Raw genomic sequence first — 13,543 nt, 5'->3', positions numbered from 1 at the left:
GGGCGACTACCACGCGTAAAGCCATTCCCGCGGGCGGCCCGTCTCGCGGCTAACCTGGGGAAGCAGACTGACGCCGTCGAGACCGCTCGGCACCGGAATGCCGGCCACCTCACAGATGGTCGGCAGGCGGAGCCCCAGCGCGGCAAGCTCCGCATCGAGCCCGCCCACGAGCCGGTCCATGTATGCGACCATGTCGGCAAAGTAACAAGGATTATTGTTGCCCTCCCCACGGGCATCGGGATTCGAATCGCCGATGTTGGGAGGGGGCTGAAACGGCGAGTGAACGAGCGTCATCGGATAGGAGAGCAGGAATGGCCGGTCTCGGTGGCTCCGCAGGAACGAAATCGCAAAGTCGTGGACCAGCGCACGGCCATAAGCGCCCCCGGAAGTTGGTCTCGACACCGTTGATTTCGAGGCCCGGGTTCGCGTATCCGGGCGGCCTTCGGGTGTGCTGCCAGAGCACCGCTTCCTCAAAGCCGGCACGTCGGGGAAGATCCGGTTCGGAACCCAGCTGCCACTTGCCGAACACTGCGGTCGCATATCCCGCGTCCCGAAACACGTGAACAAAGGTCTGCGCGCCGTTGAGAAGCCGGCCAAACTGCACGGAGTTGCGGATGTTGTACAGTCCGGTCATCAGCTCCACGCGCGTCAGGGTGCATAGCGGCATCACATGAAAATGCTCGAACCAAACCTCCTCGGCCGCGAGGCGGTCGAGGCTCAGTGTCTGGTACGACTCACCACCGTACACGCCGATACACTCCACCCCCAGATCGTCAGCCACGATCAGAACGATGTTCGGCTGGACTGCCGCGCTCGCGAGCGAGGCGGCCATCGCTGCCAACGCCCCCCCAGCTCTGCCTCCGTGTCAGTGGGGGTCACTCTTCGTCCGAGGATCAGCTACGGTCCTGTCCGCGGTCAAGTCTGGGCCGCGCCGCAGGAACCCACCCCGCGCACCCACCGGGCCTCATTTCCCACACTGCGGTTCCGCGACAACACCATCTCGTGCGCCAGTCGCCGGCACAGCCCCGGCCATCCCTCCGGCCGCTGCTGGTGCGGCCCCAGAGGGGCGCAGGGCCACCCATCAGACGCCATCACAGCCAGTCCACATGCAGCATGGCGACAACCTTCTACGCTCACAGCGTACTTGGAGGGCCATCCGGCCTGGCCTTGTCGGTGGGAGCTACCCGCCCCTCGTTTGGCTCAAACCACAGCCGCCACGGGTCGTCGAGCCGGCGCATCTCCGATAGCAACAGCGCCTGCATTCGCGCAAGCTGCGAAGCGAAACGCGGGTCACCGGCGAGATCCGTCTCAGCCGCCGCCGGACAGCGGCCGAGTGCGGCGACAACCTCCGGCGCTCGGTGTTCCGGCAGCAGTTCCCAGGGGTTGTCGCGAAGGTTGAACAGTTGCACGCGGCGGCCGGTCGCCGTGCCGTTGTGATACGCAATGAGCTTCCAGTCGCCCTCGCGCACACAGCGGATTCCGGGTTTCGCCCCGCCGCAGTATGCGCCGTAAAGCACCTCGCGCAACGCCGCCCTGCGCCCCTCGAGCACGGCGCGAAAGCTCTGTCCCTCTACCGTCGGCGGCGGCGGAATGCCGGCCAGGTCGCACAGGGTTGGAAGCACATCGCTGAGATAAATGTTTCCCCGCACTCGCACGCCCGCCGGCACACCGGGTCCGCGAACAACGAAGGGGACCCGCCACGCGTGCTCATACAACGTTTGTTTGCCCATCAGCCCGTGCCGACCGATCGAAATGCCATTGTCCGCGGTGTAGATCACATAGGTGCGAGTCCATTCGCCCATCTGTTCCAACCGTTCCCGAACCCGCGCGATTTGGCGGTCGATGTTTTCGACGCATGCGTACTGACGGCCGAGCTCGTTGCGGATCACGCGCGGCGAACGGTCGGTGCCCACGCCCGGTACTGCGACCTCGTCACGGACGTCCTCGTGACCATGCGGGAAGGGATGTCGCGGAAGCCAGTTCAGCGGCAGTGGTGGTGTCGCCGCACTGGCCTCCGACACCTCCGCCGGATTCTTCACATTGACCGCGCCGTAGCGTCGCAGCAGTACCTGCGGGGCATCACGCGGGTCGTGCGGATGAGAAAATCCCAAATGGATGAAGAACGGCCGAGCATCGCCCGCCGTGCCCCACTCCCGAAGGAAAGCCAGCACCTGGTTCGCGTGCCACGCGCTGCCGTCCTCTTCGCCCGGCCCCCGCTTCGTCGCGTCGCGACGAACTTCAAACTGCCGGTTCGCACCTTTGTAGCTGTTGCCGACCTTGGAGGTGTGCATCGTCACATAGCCGGCCCGGCGAAACACAGCCGCCATCGTGTTCGTTTCGATCCCCGACGGACACCGCGGGATCGGGGTCGGGCTGATCGGTAGGTGCCAGAGCGAGCGGCCGGTCATGATCATGTACCGCGAGGGAGTGCACACCGCAGCGGAGAATGAGCCCATGTGCACGGCCGTCTCGAACACCACCCCCTCTGCGGCCAGCCGCTCGATCGCGGGGGCGCGCAACCGCGAGGCCGTATCGTAGAACCGAAAATCAAACGGGGACTGATCGTCGACCACAATCAGCAGGAAGTTCGGTCGCTGAACCGGAGCCGCGAGCCCTGCGCCCGCCGCCAGCGCGAAAGCGATCCACGAGGTGAACCTCACGGGCCGCACTTTCCGCTCGCGTCTCACCGCCCCGCCGTCATTTCGTCCATCGCCAGCGGCGGACGGGGCGGGCACAGCCACGCATGGACCGCCGCGATCGTTTCACTCAACACCCATCGCACCCCTTCGCTGCTCCTCCACCAGTCCCTCCGGCCGAACTGCGGGCTTTCGTAGGGCTCGCTGCCCACCTGAAACGCCCCGCCGAGAGCCCTCTGAAACAACGCGCGGCTGCGTCGCGCGTGCACACTGAGCGTCACCACGCTGACCCGCCCCCCTCCGACGCCGCTCTCCTCCAGATACCGCTTCAACGCCAACGCGGAGGCAAAGGTTCGATCCGTTCGGCAGGCCGGTGCAGGGACCGCGACCACGCGTCCGCTCGGGGCGCCCGCCGCCAGCAACGTCGCACGTGCCGCCTCCGCATAGGTGCGCCACTCCTGCAGGTAACCCCCATGTTCGACGGGCCCACCCGTCGTCACCACCCGCGCGTCCGGATTGCTCTCGATCCGCCTGAGGACCTCGGGCACCGCAAAATCAGGAATCCAGCCCTCAATCACGAGAACATCCGCCTTACCATCGTCCCGCGGCGAGAGCAGGTCGTACAGCGCGGGCGCCGCCAGGTGTCCCATCCCGACCATTGCCACCATCACCAACAGCCAAACGCGCCAGGTCGGCCACCACATCGTCCGCCGTCGAAACCACTTCATGCCGGGCTCTCTCGGACCGTGAGGGTTGCGCCGATGCGCTCTTCTCGATGCTTCGACCGCGGTGCCCCCATTCGCCAAGCGGGGAGGTGAAGGTTCTCATCCACGCAAACGGCGGCCTGGCGCACCCGGCAGGATTCGAACCTGCAACCCTCAGATCCGAAGTCTGATGCTCTGTCCAGTTGCGCTACGGGTGCGCCGTTGCGCACAGTATCGCGCGCCGAGACGCCGGGTCAACCCGACTGCAGCCGGCGGAACAGCGCGGAATTCTGACCGCTCACCGTCCGACTGTGTCGGATCAGTCCGGTCGGTCGGGACGTGGCATGGAAGACCGCTCGATCATCTCCCGGATCGTCGCCGCGACGGAATCCCCCAGCGCGTGGAAATTGTAACCTCCCTCTAGCACCATCACGACCCGGCCGTCGCAGCACTCGTCGGCGAGGTCCAGAACCCGTCGCGTCAGCTGAGCAAAATCTGCTGTGGTCAGCGCCAGCCCCCCCAACGGGTCATTCCGGTGTGCGTCATAGCCCGCGGACACCAGAATCAGCTCCGGACGGAACGACCGGGCGGCGGGCAGCAGCTGCTCCGCGATCGCCCGCTCGAATTCCGCAACACCGCTGCCCGCAGGAACTGGGCAGTTGATCACGCGCCCGCGGGCCGGTCCTTCCCCCCGTTCCGAAGGCCAGCCAGTACCGGGATAGATGCCCCGCCGGTGACGATGAAACTTCAACACAGCGGGATCCTCCCAAAAGGCGGCCTGCGGTCCCTTCCCGTGGTGTACGTCCCAATCGACGATCAGCACCCGCCGCAGACCCCGGCGCAGAAGGGCATGTCGCGCCCCGATGGCGACATTGTTGAAGATGCAAAAACCCATCCCACGATTCGGGGTGGCGTGATGTCCGGGCGGCCGGACCGCACAGAACGCGTTGCGCAGCCGCCGATCCAGCACCGCATCCACCGCGTCGCACACCGCGCCGGCGGCATGCGTCGCCGCCTCCCAGCTACCACGGCTAATGGGCGTATCACCGGTGCTCAGCTCCGCCCGGCCCGCCAAGATCTCCCGCCGCACCTGCTCGACATAGTCGGCATCATGGACCAAGCGCAGCGTCTCGATCGTCGCCGGCGCCGGCGACATGTGCCGCAACCGCAACCAGAGTCGTTCCCTCTTCAGCGCCGCTTCGATCGCACGGAGGCGCTCCGGCTGCTCCGGATGCCACGGGCCCGTCGCGTGGTCCAGACAGGCGCGGTGTTGGTAATAACCGGTGCGGGACTGTTCCTCTTCTCTGCCGGGCATCGCGGCCGACCCGGAGGGCTCACCCGCGCACGCCTCTGCCACCATTGCCACCAACCCCAGCACCCTCGCGCAGCGCAACCCGTCGCGCCTGCTCATCCGCCGCAGCCGCGGCGTCCACGCGCCGTCGCCACACCCCACCCGTCGAGCCTTCCGCGCCACCATTCCGTACAGATCGCCGCGCCTCACGACGCGGAAAGCCGCTACTGAGTGACCGGCGCATTGGCCGCGGGCACCGCGGGCTGGGGGGCGATGATGATCTGGGCACCGCCCTGCTGAATCACCACCGGTTCCTGCGGTGGCAGCACTCCCTCTTGGACCAGCTGGCGGTCCATCTCCGGCGTCAGCGGGATCGGCAGTGGCGGCAACCCCTTGCGGATCACTTCCATCTGGTACTGCTGGAGATGCCGCTGAAGCTCTTCGCCCTGCAGTCGTGGCGGCGCCGGCGGAGGCACCACCGGGGGCGACGGCGCGGCGGACGAGGACGGCACGTTCCCGATCGTCAGCGTGCGTGTGAGCCCGGGTCGACTCAGCGAACCGCCGGCAACGGAGGTGCGGCGTTCAGTCGGACTGGCTTCTTTCAGCTTCAGCACCGCCATCTCCGTGCCCCGCTGGATCACAATCTGCTCCTCATTCATGTCCACTGACACGAGCCGGATCCCGTCGATCGTCTCGCCCGGCGACAACATGTAACTTTTGCCGCCCTTCACCTCGACAAGCCCCGCGCGCGGCCCCTCCCCTTCGATCATCACCAGACTGCAGGCGCGCAGGCCCAGCGCTTCTCCGCCCGGTCCAACGACCAGCGCCGGTGCCGCCGAGGTCTCGGTCGCAGTGGTCTGCAGCGGCACACCGAACGGCTGGCGATCAAGAATCACCTGGTAGCGATCGAATGAAACGTTCGGTGCGGACGCCGCGCGCGCGGTCAATGTGAACCCCAGCAGCAGTCCGAGCACAACAGCCGGATTCATGCCATTCCCACTCTAGCACCGTTCGGCGGCGGGCTCAACGGTCCATCGTCGGTGGCGGCTCGGTACGAGCCCCACCTCGCAACACTGATTCATCCAGTTCATTTTCGAGCCGCGCGACCACCGTCGCGACGACACCGTCGCCCAGCACGTTCACTGCGGTCCGCGCCATGTCCAGCAGCCGGTCAACGCCCAGCACCAACCCGATTCCCTCCAGCGGCAATCCGACCTGGCGGAGCACCATCGCCAGCATCACGAGACCGACACCGGGGACGCCGGCCGTCCCGATCGAGGCCAGCGTCGCCACCGCCACGATCTGCACCGCCGCGTTCCACCCCAGCGGAACGCCGTAGACCTGCGCGATGAACACCGTCGCGACGCCTTGCATGATCGCCGTGCCATCCATGTTGATCGTCGCACCGAGCGGCACCGCGAACGCGGCGATGGATCTCGACACGCCCACGCGGTTTTGCAGCACGTCGAGCGTGACCGGCAGCGTTGCGTTGCTGCTGGACGTGCTGAACGCAACCAGCAGCGCTTCGCGGAACCGGCGCAGAAACAGTCCGAACGGCAGCTTCGCCAGCCCTCGAATCAACGTCCCGTAGACGATCGCAACATGCAACGCCAGCGCGGCGAGCAGCGTTCCCATGTAGGCAAGCAGCCGACCGGCGACCGCCGGCCCTTGGGCGGCCAGCACACGGGCGATCAGCGCGAACACGCCGACCGGCGCCGCACGCATCACCAGGCCCACCATCGCCAGCAGCAGGTCGTTCCAATCTTCCAGCCGCTCGCGCAGCCGGCCGGAACGCGTCCCCATCTGCACCAGCGCCGCGCCCACGAGCAGCGCAAGCACGATCACCTGCAGCATGTTCCCCTCCGCCATCGCGCGAACGGGGTTCGGCGGGACCAGCCCGCCCAACATCTCCCAAGCGGAGGGTGCACTGCCCGGCTGGCCGGCCGTGACCGCAGCCGGCCGCGATGCGCCTCGGCCCGGCCCCACAACGTGCGCGAGGAGAAGGGCCAGGCTGACCGCCACCGCGGTGGTGCCCACGTACAATCCCATCACCCGCGCGCCGATTCGACCTAGCCGGCGCACGGAACCGGCTCCGGCCATGCCGACCGAGAGCGACACCAACGCCAGCGGCACCACCAGCAGTTGGATCGCGGACAGGAACAATCTCCCCACCGCATCGAACATACCCCCGATCACATGGCGGTCCATTGCCGGCGCGATCGCGGGCCAACGCGCGCGAACCGCATGGAGCAGCAGACCGGTCGCCGCCCCCCATGCCATGCCCATCAGGATCCGGCGAGTGGAGGCGGGCGACCTCACGGGCGGACCACCTTTCGGCCATTGAGAACCTTGCGGCGGCGATGCTCCGCCTTCATGCTCCCGACTCCCGCGTTCCAGGTCCGATCCGATCGCCCGCGGCGAGCAACCCTTCGGGATGCCCCTCCAACCACGCCCGAAGGTTCCGGGCCGCCGCTGCAATGAACTCCGCGCGAGCCGCCACCGCCGCCCAGGCCTGATGCGGCGTGATCCGACAGTTCCGCACACGCAACAGCGGGTGGTCCGGCGGTGGCGGCTCCAAGCCGAGACGGTCCAGCACGGCAACGGCCGGCGCCACTCCCTGGCGCAACGCCTCCGCGAGCGCGGCCTCGTCCACCACCCCCGGCCCACCCACGTGGATCAGCCACGACCCAGGTTTCATCCCGGCGAGCCGCGCCGCATTCAGTAGCCCCGCAGTTTCCGGCATCGACGGCGCCAGCACGACGACCACATCGCTTTCCCCCAACACCCGGCCCAGATCCGTCGCTTCCGCCTCCGCCGGCACGGGCGACTCACCGCCCGGCACCGGCACCACGAGCACACGCATGTCGAACGCCCGCGCGCGCCGTACAACTTCTCCCGCCGCCACCGTCGCGCCAATCAGACCCACCGTGCGCCCCGCCAGTCGCTGCAACGGGAACTGCCACCAACACGGCCGCCCCGATCTCGTCCATGCGCCGCCATACACCGCATGCATGTGGCGACCGACGCCGCGCGCCAGTTCCAGCATGACCGCAAACACATGTTCCGCAACGGACACCGCCGTCGGCAGCGGCACCCGACACACCGTGATCCCCCGTTTCGTCGCGGCGTCCAAGTTCACCCGCGCCGAGCCATCCGGATCCACCACCCCGATGTACCGCAGGCGCGGCATCGCGCGAATCGCCTCCCGGTTCAGCACCGTCCGCCAAGTGAAAACCGCCTCCGCATCCGCCGCGAGCCGACCGATCTCGTCCTTCGAGAGCGTGCCCAGCGGCCGCACCTCCCCCATCGCCTGCAACTCCGTCCACGGCAACGGTTCGGGATTCCACAGCGCCGCGTCAAAGACCACGATGTTCACGCCCGCGATGATCCCGGCACGTGCCCCACCCGTCAATCCGACGCCACTCCAACGACGCTCAAGGGCGGCAGCGGACAATCGAGCGCGTCGGCGATCGCGCGCAGCAGGTCGGCCTCGATCGGATCGAGCCGCTCATCCTCCGCGACACTCACCGCACAGGCATCGAGCAGCACGCGGCGCACCGAGGGAGCGGTGGTCCGCAGGCGCTGCAGCGCGTGGTGAACGTCGTCCAGTGACACCTCCGGCGGCCTACCCTCTGCTGGCCGTCCCAGCCGCTGCAGCGCACGGTGCCAGGCGCGAACGATCGTCTCCTCGTCACGCGCGCCCCAGCGTGCCAGCGCGGCCAGCACCGTTTTGGCCTCCGCCTCGAGCGCATCCAAACGGCGATGCCGCTGCGGCGCGGTGTCCATCCGCCCGAACACGGGATCCAGGTGCCGCTCGATCATCCGGATCAGCGCGTACTCGAAAAGATTGACCCGCTCGTCAGCCTGGATGAGTTGGAGCATCCGCTCGCGGAATTGTCTGTATTCCCCCGCGCTCATCTGCCGGAGCGCGGGCATCGCCATCTCGATCAGCGGCAGCCGCGCTGCCGGGCGCAGCTCCGCGAGCAGCGGCGCAAGCCGTTGGAGGCGCTCGATTGCCGGCACATCTACGATGACAGCGCGGCTCTCTGCGCCCTCACGCAGAAGCAACCCGTACACGATGGCGCGCGCGCCCTCGGGCTCGTGCGCCGCCTCCAGAAGCGCCGGCGGAATCTCCTGCCGCAACGCCCGCGCCCAATCGAGCGCGGCCGGCGTCACCGTACCCGCGGCGGCGACCAGCGCGGCCGCACCGCTGTCCATCGCCGTCGCCGGCCATTCCGGCCATGTTTGCGCGGCCCTCCCCGCCCTGCCCCCCGGCTCGAGCCGGCGAATGCGCTCGGCGAGCGGGGGATGACTGGCGAGCAATCGGTCAAGACAAAACCCCAGCGCGTCCACAAAAAACAGATGCGCCGCCTCCGGCGCGGAAGGCACGGTGATCCGGCCACCGTGACTCCAACCGGCGATTTTCTTCAGGGCGCCCGCCAATCCGGAGGGGTTCCGGGTGAACTGTGCAGAGGCGGCGTCGGCGAGGAACTCGCGCTGCCGGGCGACCGCTGCCCGGATCAGGGACGCGAGCGCGGCGCCGATCCACCCCACCACCCAGAGTGTCACGCCGAGCACAAGCATCATCAACAGCGCCGCACCGCCCCCCTGACCTCGGCGTCGGCCGCTCGTCCACCGTATCTGGCGCAGCGCGCGCAGCATCCCCTGGCCGAGCAGCGACAGCAGCAGAATGCCGTGCAGCACACCGATCAGCCTCAGGTTCAGCCGCATGTCGCCGTACAGAATGTGGCTGAACTCGTGCCCAATCACTCCTTGCAGCTCATCCCGCGTCAGCGCGTCGAGCGCGCCGCGCGTGACGCCGATCACCGCGTCGCGCGGGCTGAAGCCTGCCGCAAACGCATTGATGGCCCGTTCTTGGTCCAGCACATACACCCGCGGCACCGGCAACCCCGCGGCCAGCGCCATCTCCTCCACCACGTTCAACAGCCGCCGCTCGGCGAGGTCGCCGGTGTTGGGCACCAGCCGACGCCCTCCCAAGCGCTCCGCGACGCCGGCACCGCCCGTCGTCGCCAGCTCGGCCGATTTCGCCGCGCTGCCAGCCGCAACGATCGCCAGCACCCCTCCGGCCACCGCCAGAAACAGGCCCGGCTGCCACCACCGCGCGATCTCGAACGTCCCCCGGACCTCCACGAGCACCGCCCGAACCACCCCGTACACCGCAACGATCATCCCCAGCACCGCCAGCACATAGAGCACCAGCAGCAGCGCGGTGCGACGGCGCGCCTGCTCTTGCAGACCGAAGAAATCCATCGAAGCGGGCCGGGTCATCGTGCGGGCGCAGCGACGCCCGAATCAGAACTGTACCTTCGGCGCCTCGCGTTCCGCCGGCGCCGCGACCTCAAAGAGCGCGGCCGGCTGAAATCCGAGCGCACCCGCCAGCAGCACCGCCGGGAACGTCTCGCGGGCGGTGTTGTAGGCCATCACCGCGTCGTTGTACGCCTGGCGCGCAAATGCGACCTTGTTCTCGGTGGAGGTCAGTTCCTCCATCAGCTGCGCCATCCGCTGGTCCGCCTTCAGGTTGGGGTACTGTTCCACCAGCACCATCAATCGACCCAATGCGCCGGTGAGCGCCGTCTCCGCACCGCTCAGACCGCGCATCGCGCCCGCCTCGCCGGGATGTGCGGCGGCAGCCTGGCCCGCCGTCCACGCCGCATTGCGCGCCGCGATCACCGCCTCCAGCGTCTGCCGCTCGTGTGCGAGATAACCCTTCACGCTCTCCACGAGATTGGGGATCAGGTCGTAGCGGCGCTTCAGCTGAACCTCGATCTGCGAGAACGCGTTCCGGTACCGGTTGCGCAGCGCGACAAGCCGGTTGTAGATGCCAACCGCCGCGAACACCAGCACCACCACCACGCCGAGCAAGATCCATCCCGTCATCACGTTGGCTCCGTCCTTTTTTTGCGAAGCACGCCGGACGGCCGACCGGCCATCCCACCGGGTGCGCGCCCGCCTATTTTCGCGGGTACTCGTCCCACTCTTTCTGCGTCAGAATGCCGCTCCGATCGTTGTCCGCCTCGCGGAAGATCCGCCGCAATCGGGTCATTTCCTTCGCAGGAATCGCGGCGGCCTTGTCCTCCGGCCGTCCTGCTGCACGGGCGTGTGCACGAAGGAACTCATCCCAGACGACGCCCCCGTCCCCGTTCAGATCCAGCTGTGCGAATGTCAATGGACCGCCCGGCCGCCCCTGAGCCGGTGGAGAAGGTTCCGCCGGTGGCGACATCGTCGGCTGCGCCCTCGCCACGCCCACCAGCGCGGCCAGCACGAACGCGAGGCTCACCCGCTTCATCCTTGCGACCCTCCCGCCGTTACGGTACTGCTTCCCAGCGCCTCCCCGCAAGATCCACGCCCGGCGCAGAGCCGCGATGCGGCCTCTGGCAATGAGCCCGACCGGCGCGACTACAGACGGAGCACCGGCCCCTCGTGGTCCTCATGGGGATCGTCCGACAGCGCCGTCGCGTACTGCCACTGTTCCCACGGCATCAGCGCACCGCCCACCACCGAAGCGCCCCCATCCACATGGATCACCTGCCCGGTCACTTTGCGCGAGTACGGCCCCAGTAGAAACGCGGCCATGTTCGCGACTTCCACCTTGTCCGCCTCCACATCCCAGGGCAGCGGGCTCACGCTGCGCCAGATCCGATGCAGCCGGTTGAAGCCGGGGATCTTCGACGCCGCACGACTGTGGAGCGGCCCCGCCGAGATCGCGTTCACCCGGATCAGATCGCGCCCGTGCCGCCGCGCGAGCGCGCGCACCAGCGCCTCCAGCGCCGCCTTGTGCACTCCCATCCAGTTGTAATAGGGATACACACGGGACGTGTCGAACGTCAGCGTGACCAGCGAGCCACCGTCCCCCATCACCGCGCTTGCGTGCCGGGCGACCCGCGCGAACGAGATGCAACTGATGTGGTACGACTGGCGGATGTCCTCGATCGCGTCGGTGTGAAACTCCTCACCGAGACACGTCCGCGGATTCGCGTAGGCGATCGAATGCACCACGCCGGCGACCGGACCCGTCTGCCCGAACAGCCGGGCGATCTGCGAGTCGTCCGTCACATCGCAGAAGCGGATGTCCAGCGTCTCCAGCTCATCCGGTGGCAGCCGGCGGTCGCTGCGGTCCAGAAAGATGTTCTTCATCCGCTCGTTCTGCACCGTGAAGATGACGCGGCCCCCGAGGTCGCGCAGACGCCGCCCGATCACCCACGCGATCGAGTCGGCGTCCAGCAGGCCCATCACCACATATGTTTTGCCCGGTTCGATCATCGCGGAAACCTCCGTGCCGCCGGGCCGTACCATACTTCAGCACAACCGCGTTTCAAACCATGGGCAGGGTTGACAACCCCCCCGTCCGCGCCGACCGTTCCAGCATGACGATCACCCCGGACACCACCGTCCACGAGCTCCTCCGCCATCACCCCGAGCTGCTCGACACGCTCACCGCCCTCAGTCCAAGGTTCGGCGTGCTTCGCAATCCGGTTGCTCGCGCCACGCTGGCCCGCACCGCGACGCTGCGCAGAGTCGCCGAACTGGGCGGTCTCCCGCTCGAAGATTTGCTGCGCACGCTCTCCGCCGCGATCGCGAGCACTCCGCGACCGCCGGGCGCCAGCGCCTCCGCGGACCCACGGGAGCAGCGGCTGCAAACGTTGCGGGCGATCATCCGTTCGCTGCACGAAGGCGGCGATCTCGAGCGCGCCCGCGCGCGGTTCGCCGCGGAGCTCGGCGACGTCTCTGCGCAGGAGATCGCCGAGCTGGAGCAGCAGCTCATCCGCGAGGGGCTGCCGGTGGCGGAGATTCAGCGTCTGTGCGATCTGCACGTCGGCGCGTTGCGCGCCGCGCTCGACCGGCATGCCGCGGTCGAAGCGCCGCCGGGCCATCCGATCCACACCGCCGCGGCGGAGAACCGCCGCATCGAACAGATCGCCGCCGACCTGGCGGAACTGGGCCGCTTCGCTGCGGACCTCACCGAGGACGCGTTTGCCGCGCGCGCACATGCGCTCGCCGCGGAGTTTGACCGCATCGAGCTGCACTACCGTCGAAAGGAAAACCAGTGGTTTCCACTGCTGGAACGCCATGGCATCACCGGCCCCTCCCAGGTGATGTGGGCGGTCCACGACGAAATCCGATCCGCGCTGAAATCGCTCCGCACCGCTCTCGAACGGGGCGATCGTGCCGGCTGGGCGGCCGACGCGCCCGCGGCCGCCCGCGCGCTCGCCGAGATGGTGTACAAAGAGGAAAAGATTCTGTTTCCGCTGGCGCTGGCGACGCTCACACCGGACGAGTGGGCGGAGCTCCGCCGCGGCGAAGATACCCTCGGCTACGGTTGGACGCCCCCCGCCGCCCTCTGGCCGTCCGCCGCGGAGCGGCCGGGCGATGTGTCCCAGGAACCGCCGCCCCCTGTTTCGGAGGGTCTTCCGCTCGATGTGGGCCGCCTCTCGCTCGAGCAAATCAACCTGATCTTCCGCCACCTGCCCGTGGAAATCTCGTTCGTGGACGAGCATGACGAGGTCCGCTTCTACAACGAAACACCCCACCGTGTGTTCCCCCGTTCGCCCGCTGTGATTGGCCGCAAAGTACAGAACTGCCATCCACCGAAGAGCCTGCCCATGGTGCAGGAAATCCTCGACGAGTTCCGGGCCGGCCGGCGCGACGTCGCCGAGTTCTGGATGCAGAACCGCCAGGGGCGGTTCCTTCACATCCGATACTTTGCGGTCCGCGACGCGGCCGGCGGTTACCGCGGTTGCATCGAAGTGGCCCAGGACGTCACCGGCATCCGCGCGCTGGAAGGCGAACGGCGGCTGCTGCAGTGGGATCGTGGCGCAGCCCGCTCGCCGCCCGGTTGACCGAAGCGACCGGACCGCTTGTCCGCCACACCCCCGTCGCCTACGCTGCGCAGC

The 13,543-nt window shown here is 68.0% G+C and carries 12 protein-coding genes, 1 tRNA gene and 1 pseudogene; 1 reads left to right on the top strand and 13 read right to left on the bottom strand.

The genetic code is table 11. The features are described 5' to 3' along the window. Window positions 1-6: 6 nt before the first annotated feature. From N2652_03470 to N2652_03410, 13 genes and pseudogenes are all read right to left on the bottom strand, one after another. The gene (locus N2652_03470) at window positions 7-540 is read right to left on the bottom strand and encodes a sulfatase-like hydrolase/transferase (GenBank protein ID MCX7818257.1); all 534 of its coding nucleotides are present in this window, start codon (window positions 538-540) and stop codon (window positions 7-9) included. Further along, window positions 461-832, bottom strand: a pseudogene (locus N2652_03465) (sulfatase-like hydrolase/transferase). Before N2652_03465 ends, N2652_03470 begins: the two are co-directional and overlap by 80 nt. A 301-nt stretch (window positions 833-1,133) precedes the next feature. After that, window positions 1,134-2,660 carry a sulfatase-like hydrolase/transferase gene (locus N2652_03460; GenBank protein ID MCX7818256.1) on the bottom strand — a complete coding sequence of 509 codons (1,527 nt, stop codon included), beginning with the start codon at window positions 2,658-2,660 and terminating at the stop codon, window positions 1,134-1,136. A gap of 23 nt (window positions 2,661-2,683) precedes the next feature. Then, on the bottom strand, window positions 2,684-3,364 hold the full coding sequence (locus N2652_03455; protein MCX7818255.1) for a YdcF family protein: 681 nt from the start codon (window positions 3,362-3,364) through the stop codon (window positions 2,684-2,686). A gap of 117 nt (window positions 3,365-3,481) precedes the next feature. Next, a tRNA-Arg gene (locus N2652_03450) sits at window positions 3,482-3,558 on the bottom strand. Window positions 3,559-3,659: 101 nt separating this feature from the next. Next, window positions 3,660-4,751: a histone deacetylase gene (locus N2652_03445; protein MCX7818254.1), complete on the bottom strand. Its 1,092-nt coding sequence runs from the start codon at window positions 4,749-4,751 to the stop codon at window positions 3,660-3,662. Between the two features lie 104 nt (window positions 4,752-4,855). Further along, the gene (locus N2652_03440; protein MCX7818253.1) at window positions 4,856-5,620 is read right to left on the bottom strand and encodes a hypothetical protein; all 765 of its coding nucleotides are present in this window, start codon (window positions 5,618-5,620) and stop codon (window positions 4,856-4,858) included. Window positions 5,621-5,654: 34 nt separating this feature from the next. Next, window positions 5,655-6,950 carry a dicarboxylate/amino acid:cation symporter gene (locus tag N2652_03435; protein MCX7818252.1) on the bottom strand — a complete coding sequence of 432 codons (1,296 nt, stop codon included), beginning with the start codon at window positions 6,948-6,950 and terminating at the stop codon, window positions 5,655-5,657. Between the two features lie 52 nt (window positions 6,951-7,002). Continuing rightward, window positions 7,003-8,007, bottom strand: a complete 1,005-nt coding sequence (locus tag N2652_03430; GenBank protein MCX7818251.1) for a D-2-hydroxyacid dehydrogenase — start codon at window positions 8,005-8,007, stop codon at window positions 7,003-7,005. Between the two features lie 32 nt (window positions 8,008-8,039). Then, the gene (locus N2652_03425; protein ID MCX7818250.1) at window positions 8,040-9,920 is read right to left on the bottom strand and encodes a M48 family metallopeptidase; all 1,881 of its coding nucleotides are present in this window, start codon (window positions 9,918-9,920) and stop codon (window positions 8,040-8,042) included. A 24-nt stretch (window positions 9,921-9,944) separates the two neighbouring features. Continuing rightward, window positions 9,945-10,529, bottom strand: coding sequence for a LemA family protein (locus tag N2652_03420; GenBank protein MCX7818249.1), 585 nt, complete (start codon window positions 10,527-10,529; stop codon window positions 9,945-9,947). Between the two features lie 73 nt (window positions 10,530-10,602). Beyond that, window positions 10,603-10,938: a hypothetical protein gene (locus tag N2652_03415; GenBank protein ID MCX7818248.1), complete on the bottom strand. Its 336-nt coding sequence runs from the start codon at window positions 10,936-10,938 to the stop codon at window positions 10,603-10,605. A gap of 110 nt (window positions 10,939-11,048) precedes the next feature. Further along, entirely contained in the window at window positions 11,049-11,912 is an 864-nt protein-coding gene (locus N2652_03410; GenBank protein ID MCX7818247.1) for an SDR family oxidoreductase, read from the bottom strand. Window positions 11,913-11,971: 59 nt separating this feature from the next. Between N2652_03410 and N2652_03405 the strand changes: the two genes are divergently transcribed. After that, entirely contained in the window at window positions 11,972-13,489 is a 1,518-nt protein-coding gene (locus N2652_03405) for a DUF438 domain-containing protein (protein ID MCX7818246.1), read from the top strand. The last annotated feature ends 54 nt before the right edge of the window (window positions 13,490-13,543 follow it).

It is taken from the genome of Kiritimatiellia bacterium (assembly GCA_026417735.1).
Lineage (GTDB): Bacteria > Verrucomicrobiota > Kiritimatiellia > PWTM01 > PWTM01 > CAACVY01.
The sequence above is the reverse complement of the archived record's forward strand: the minus strand, read 5'-3'. Positions and strand labels throughout refer to the sequence as shown.

Coding starts and splice junctions, on each gene's coding strand:
- N2652_03470 (MCX7818257.1), bottom strand. CDS start 540: ATGCGACCGCAGTGTTCGGCAAGTGGCAGCTGGGTTCCGAACCGGATC.
- N2652_03455 (MCX7818255.1), bottom strand. CDS start 3,364: ATGAAGTGGTTTCGACGGCGGACGATGTGGTGGCCGACCTGGCGCGTT.
- N2652_03445 (MCX7818254.1), bottom strand. CDS start 4,751: ATGAGCAGGCGCGACGGGTTGCGCTGCGCGAGGGTGCTGGGGTTGGTG.
- N2652_03440 (MCX7818253.1), bottom strand. CDS start 5,620: ATGAATCCGGCTGTTGTGCTCGGACTGCTGCTGGGGTTCACATTGACC.
- N2652_03425 (MCX7818250.1), bottom strand. CDS start 9,920: ATGACCCGGCCCGCTTCGATGGATTTCTTCGGTCTGCAAGAGCAGGCG.
- N2652_03420 (MCX7818249.1), bottom strand. CDS start 10,529: ATGACGGGATGGATCTTGCTCGGCGTGGTGGTGGTGCTGGTGTTCGCG.
- N2652_03415 (MCX7818248.1), bottom strand. CDS start 10,938: ATGAAGCGGGTGAGCCTCGCGTTCGTGCTGGCCGCGCTGGTGGGCGTG.
- N2652_03410 (MCX7818247.1), bottom strand. CDS start 11,912: ATGATCGAACCGGGCAAAACATATGTGGTGATGGGCCTGCTGGACGCC.
- N2652_03405 (MCX7818246.1), top strand. CDS start 11,972: ATGGGCAGGGTTGACAACCCCCCCGTCCGCGCCGACCGTTCCAGCATG.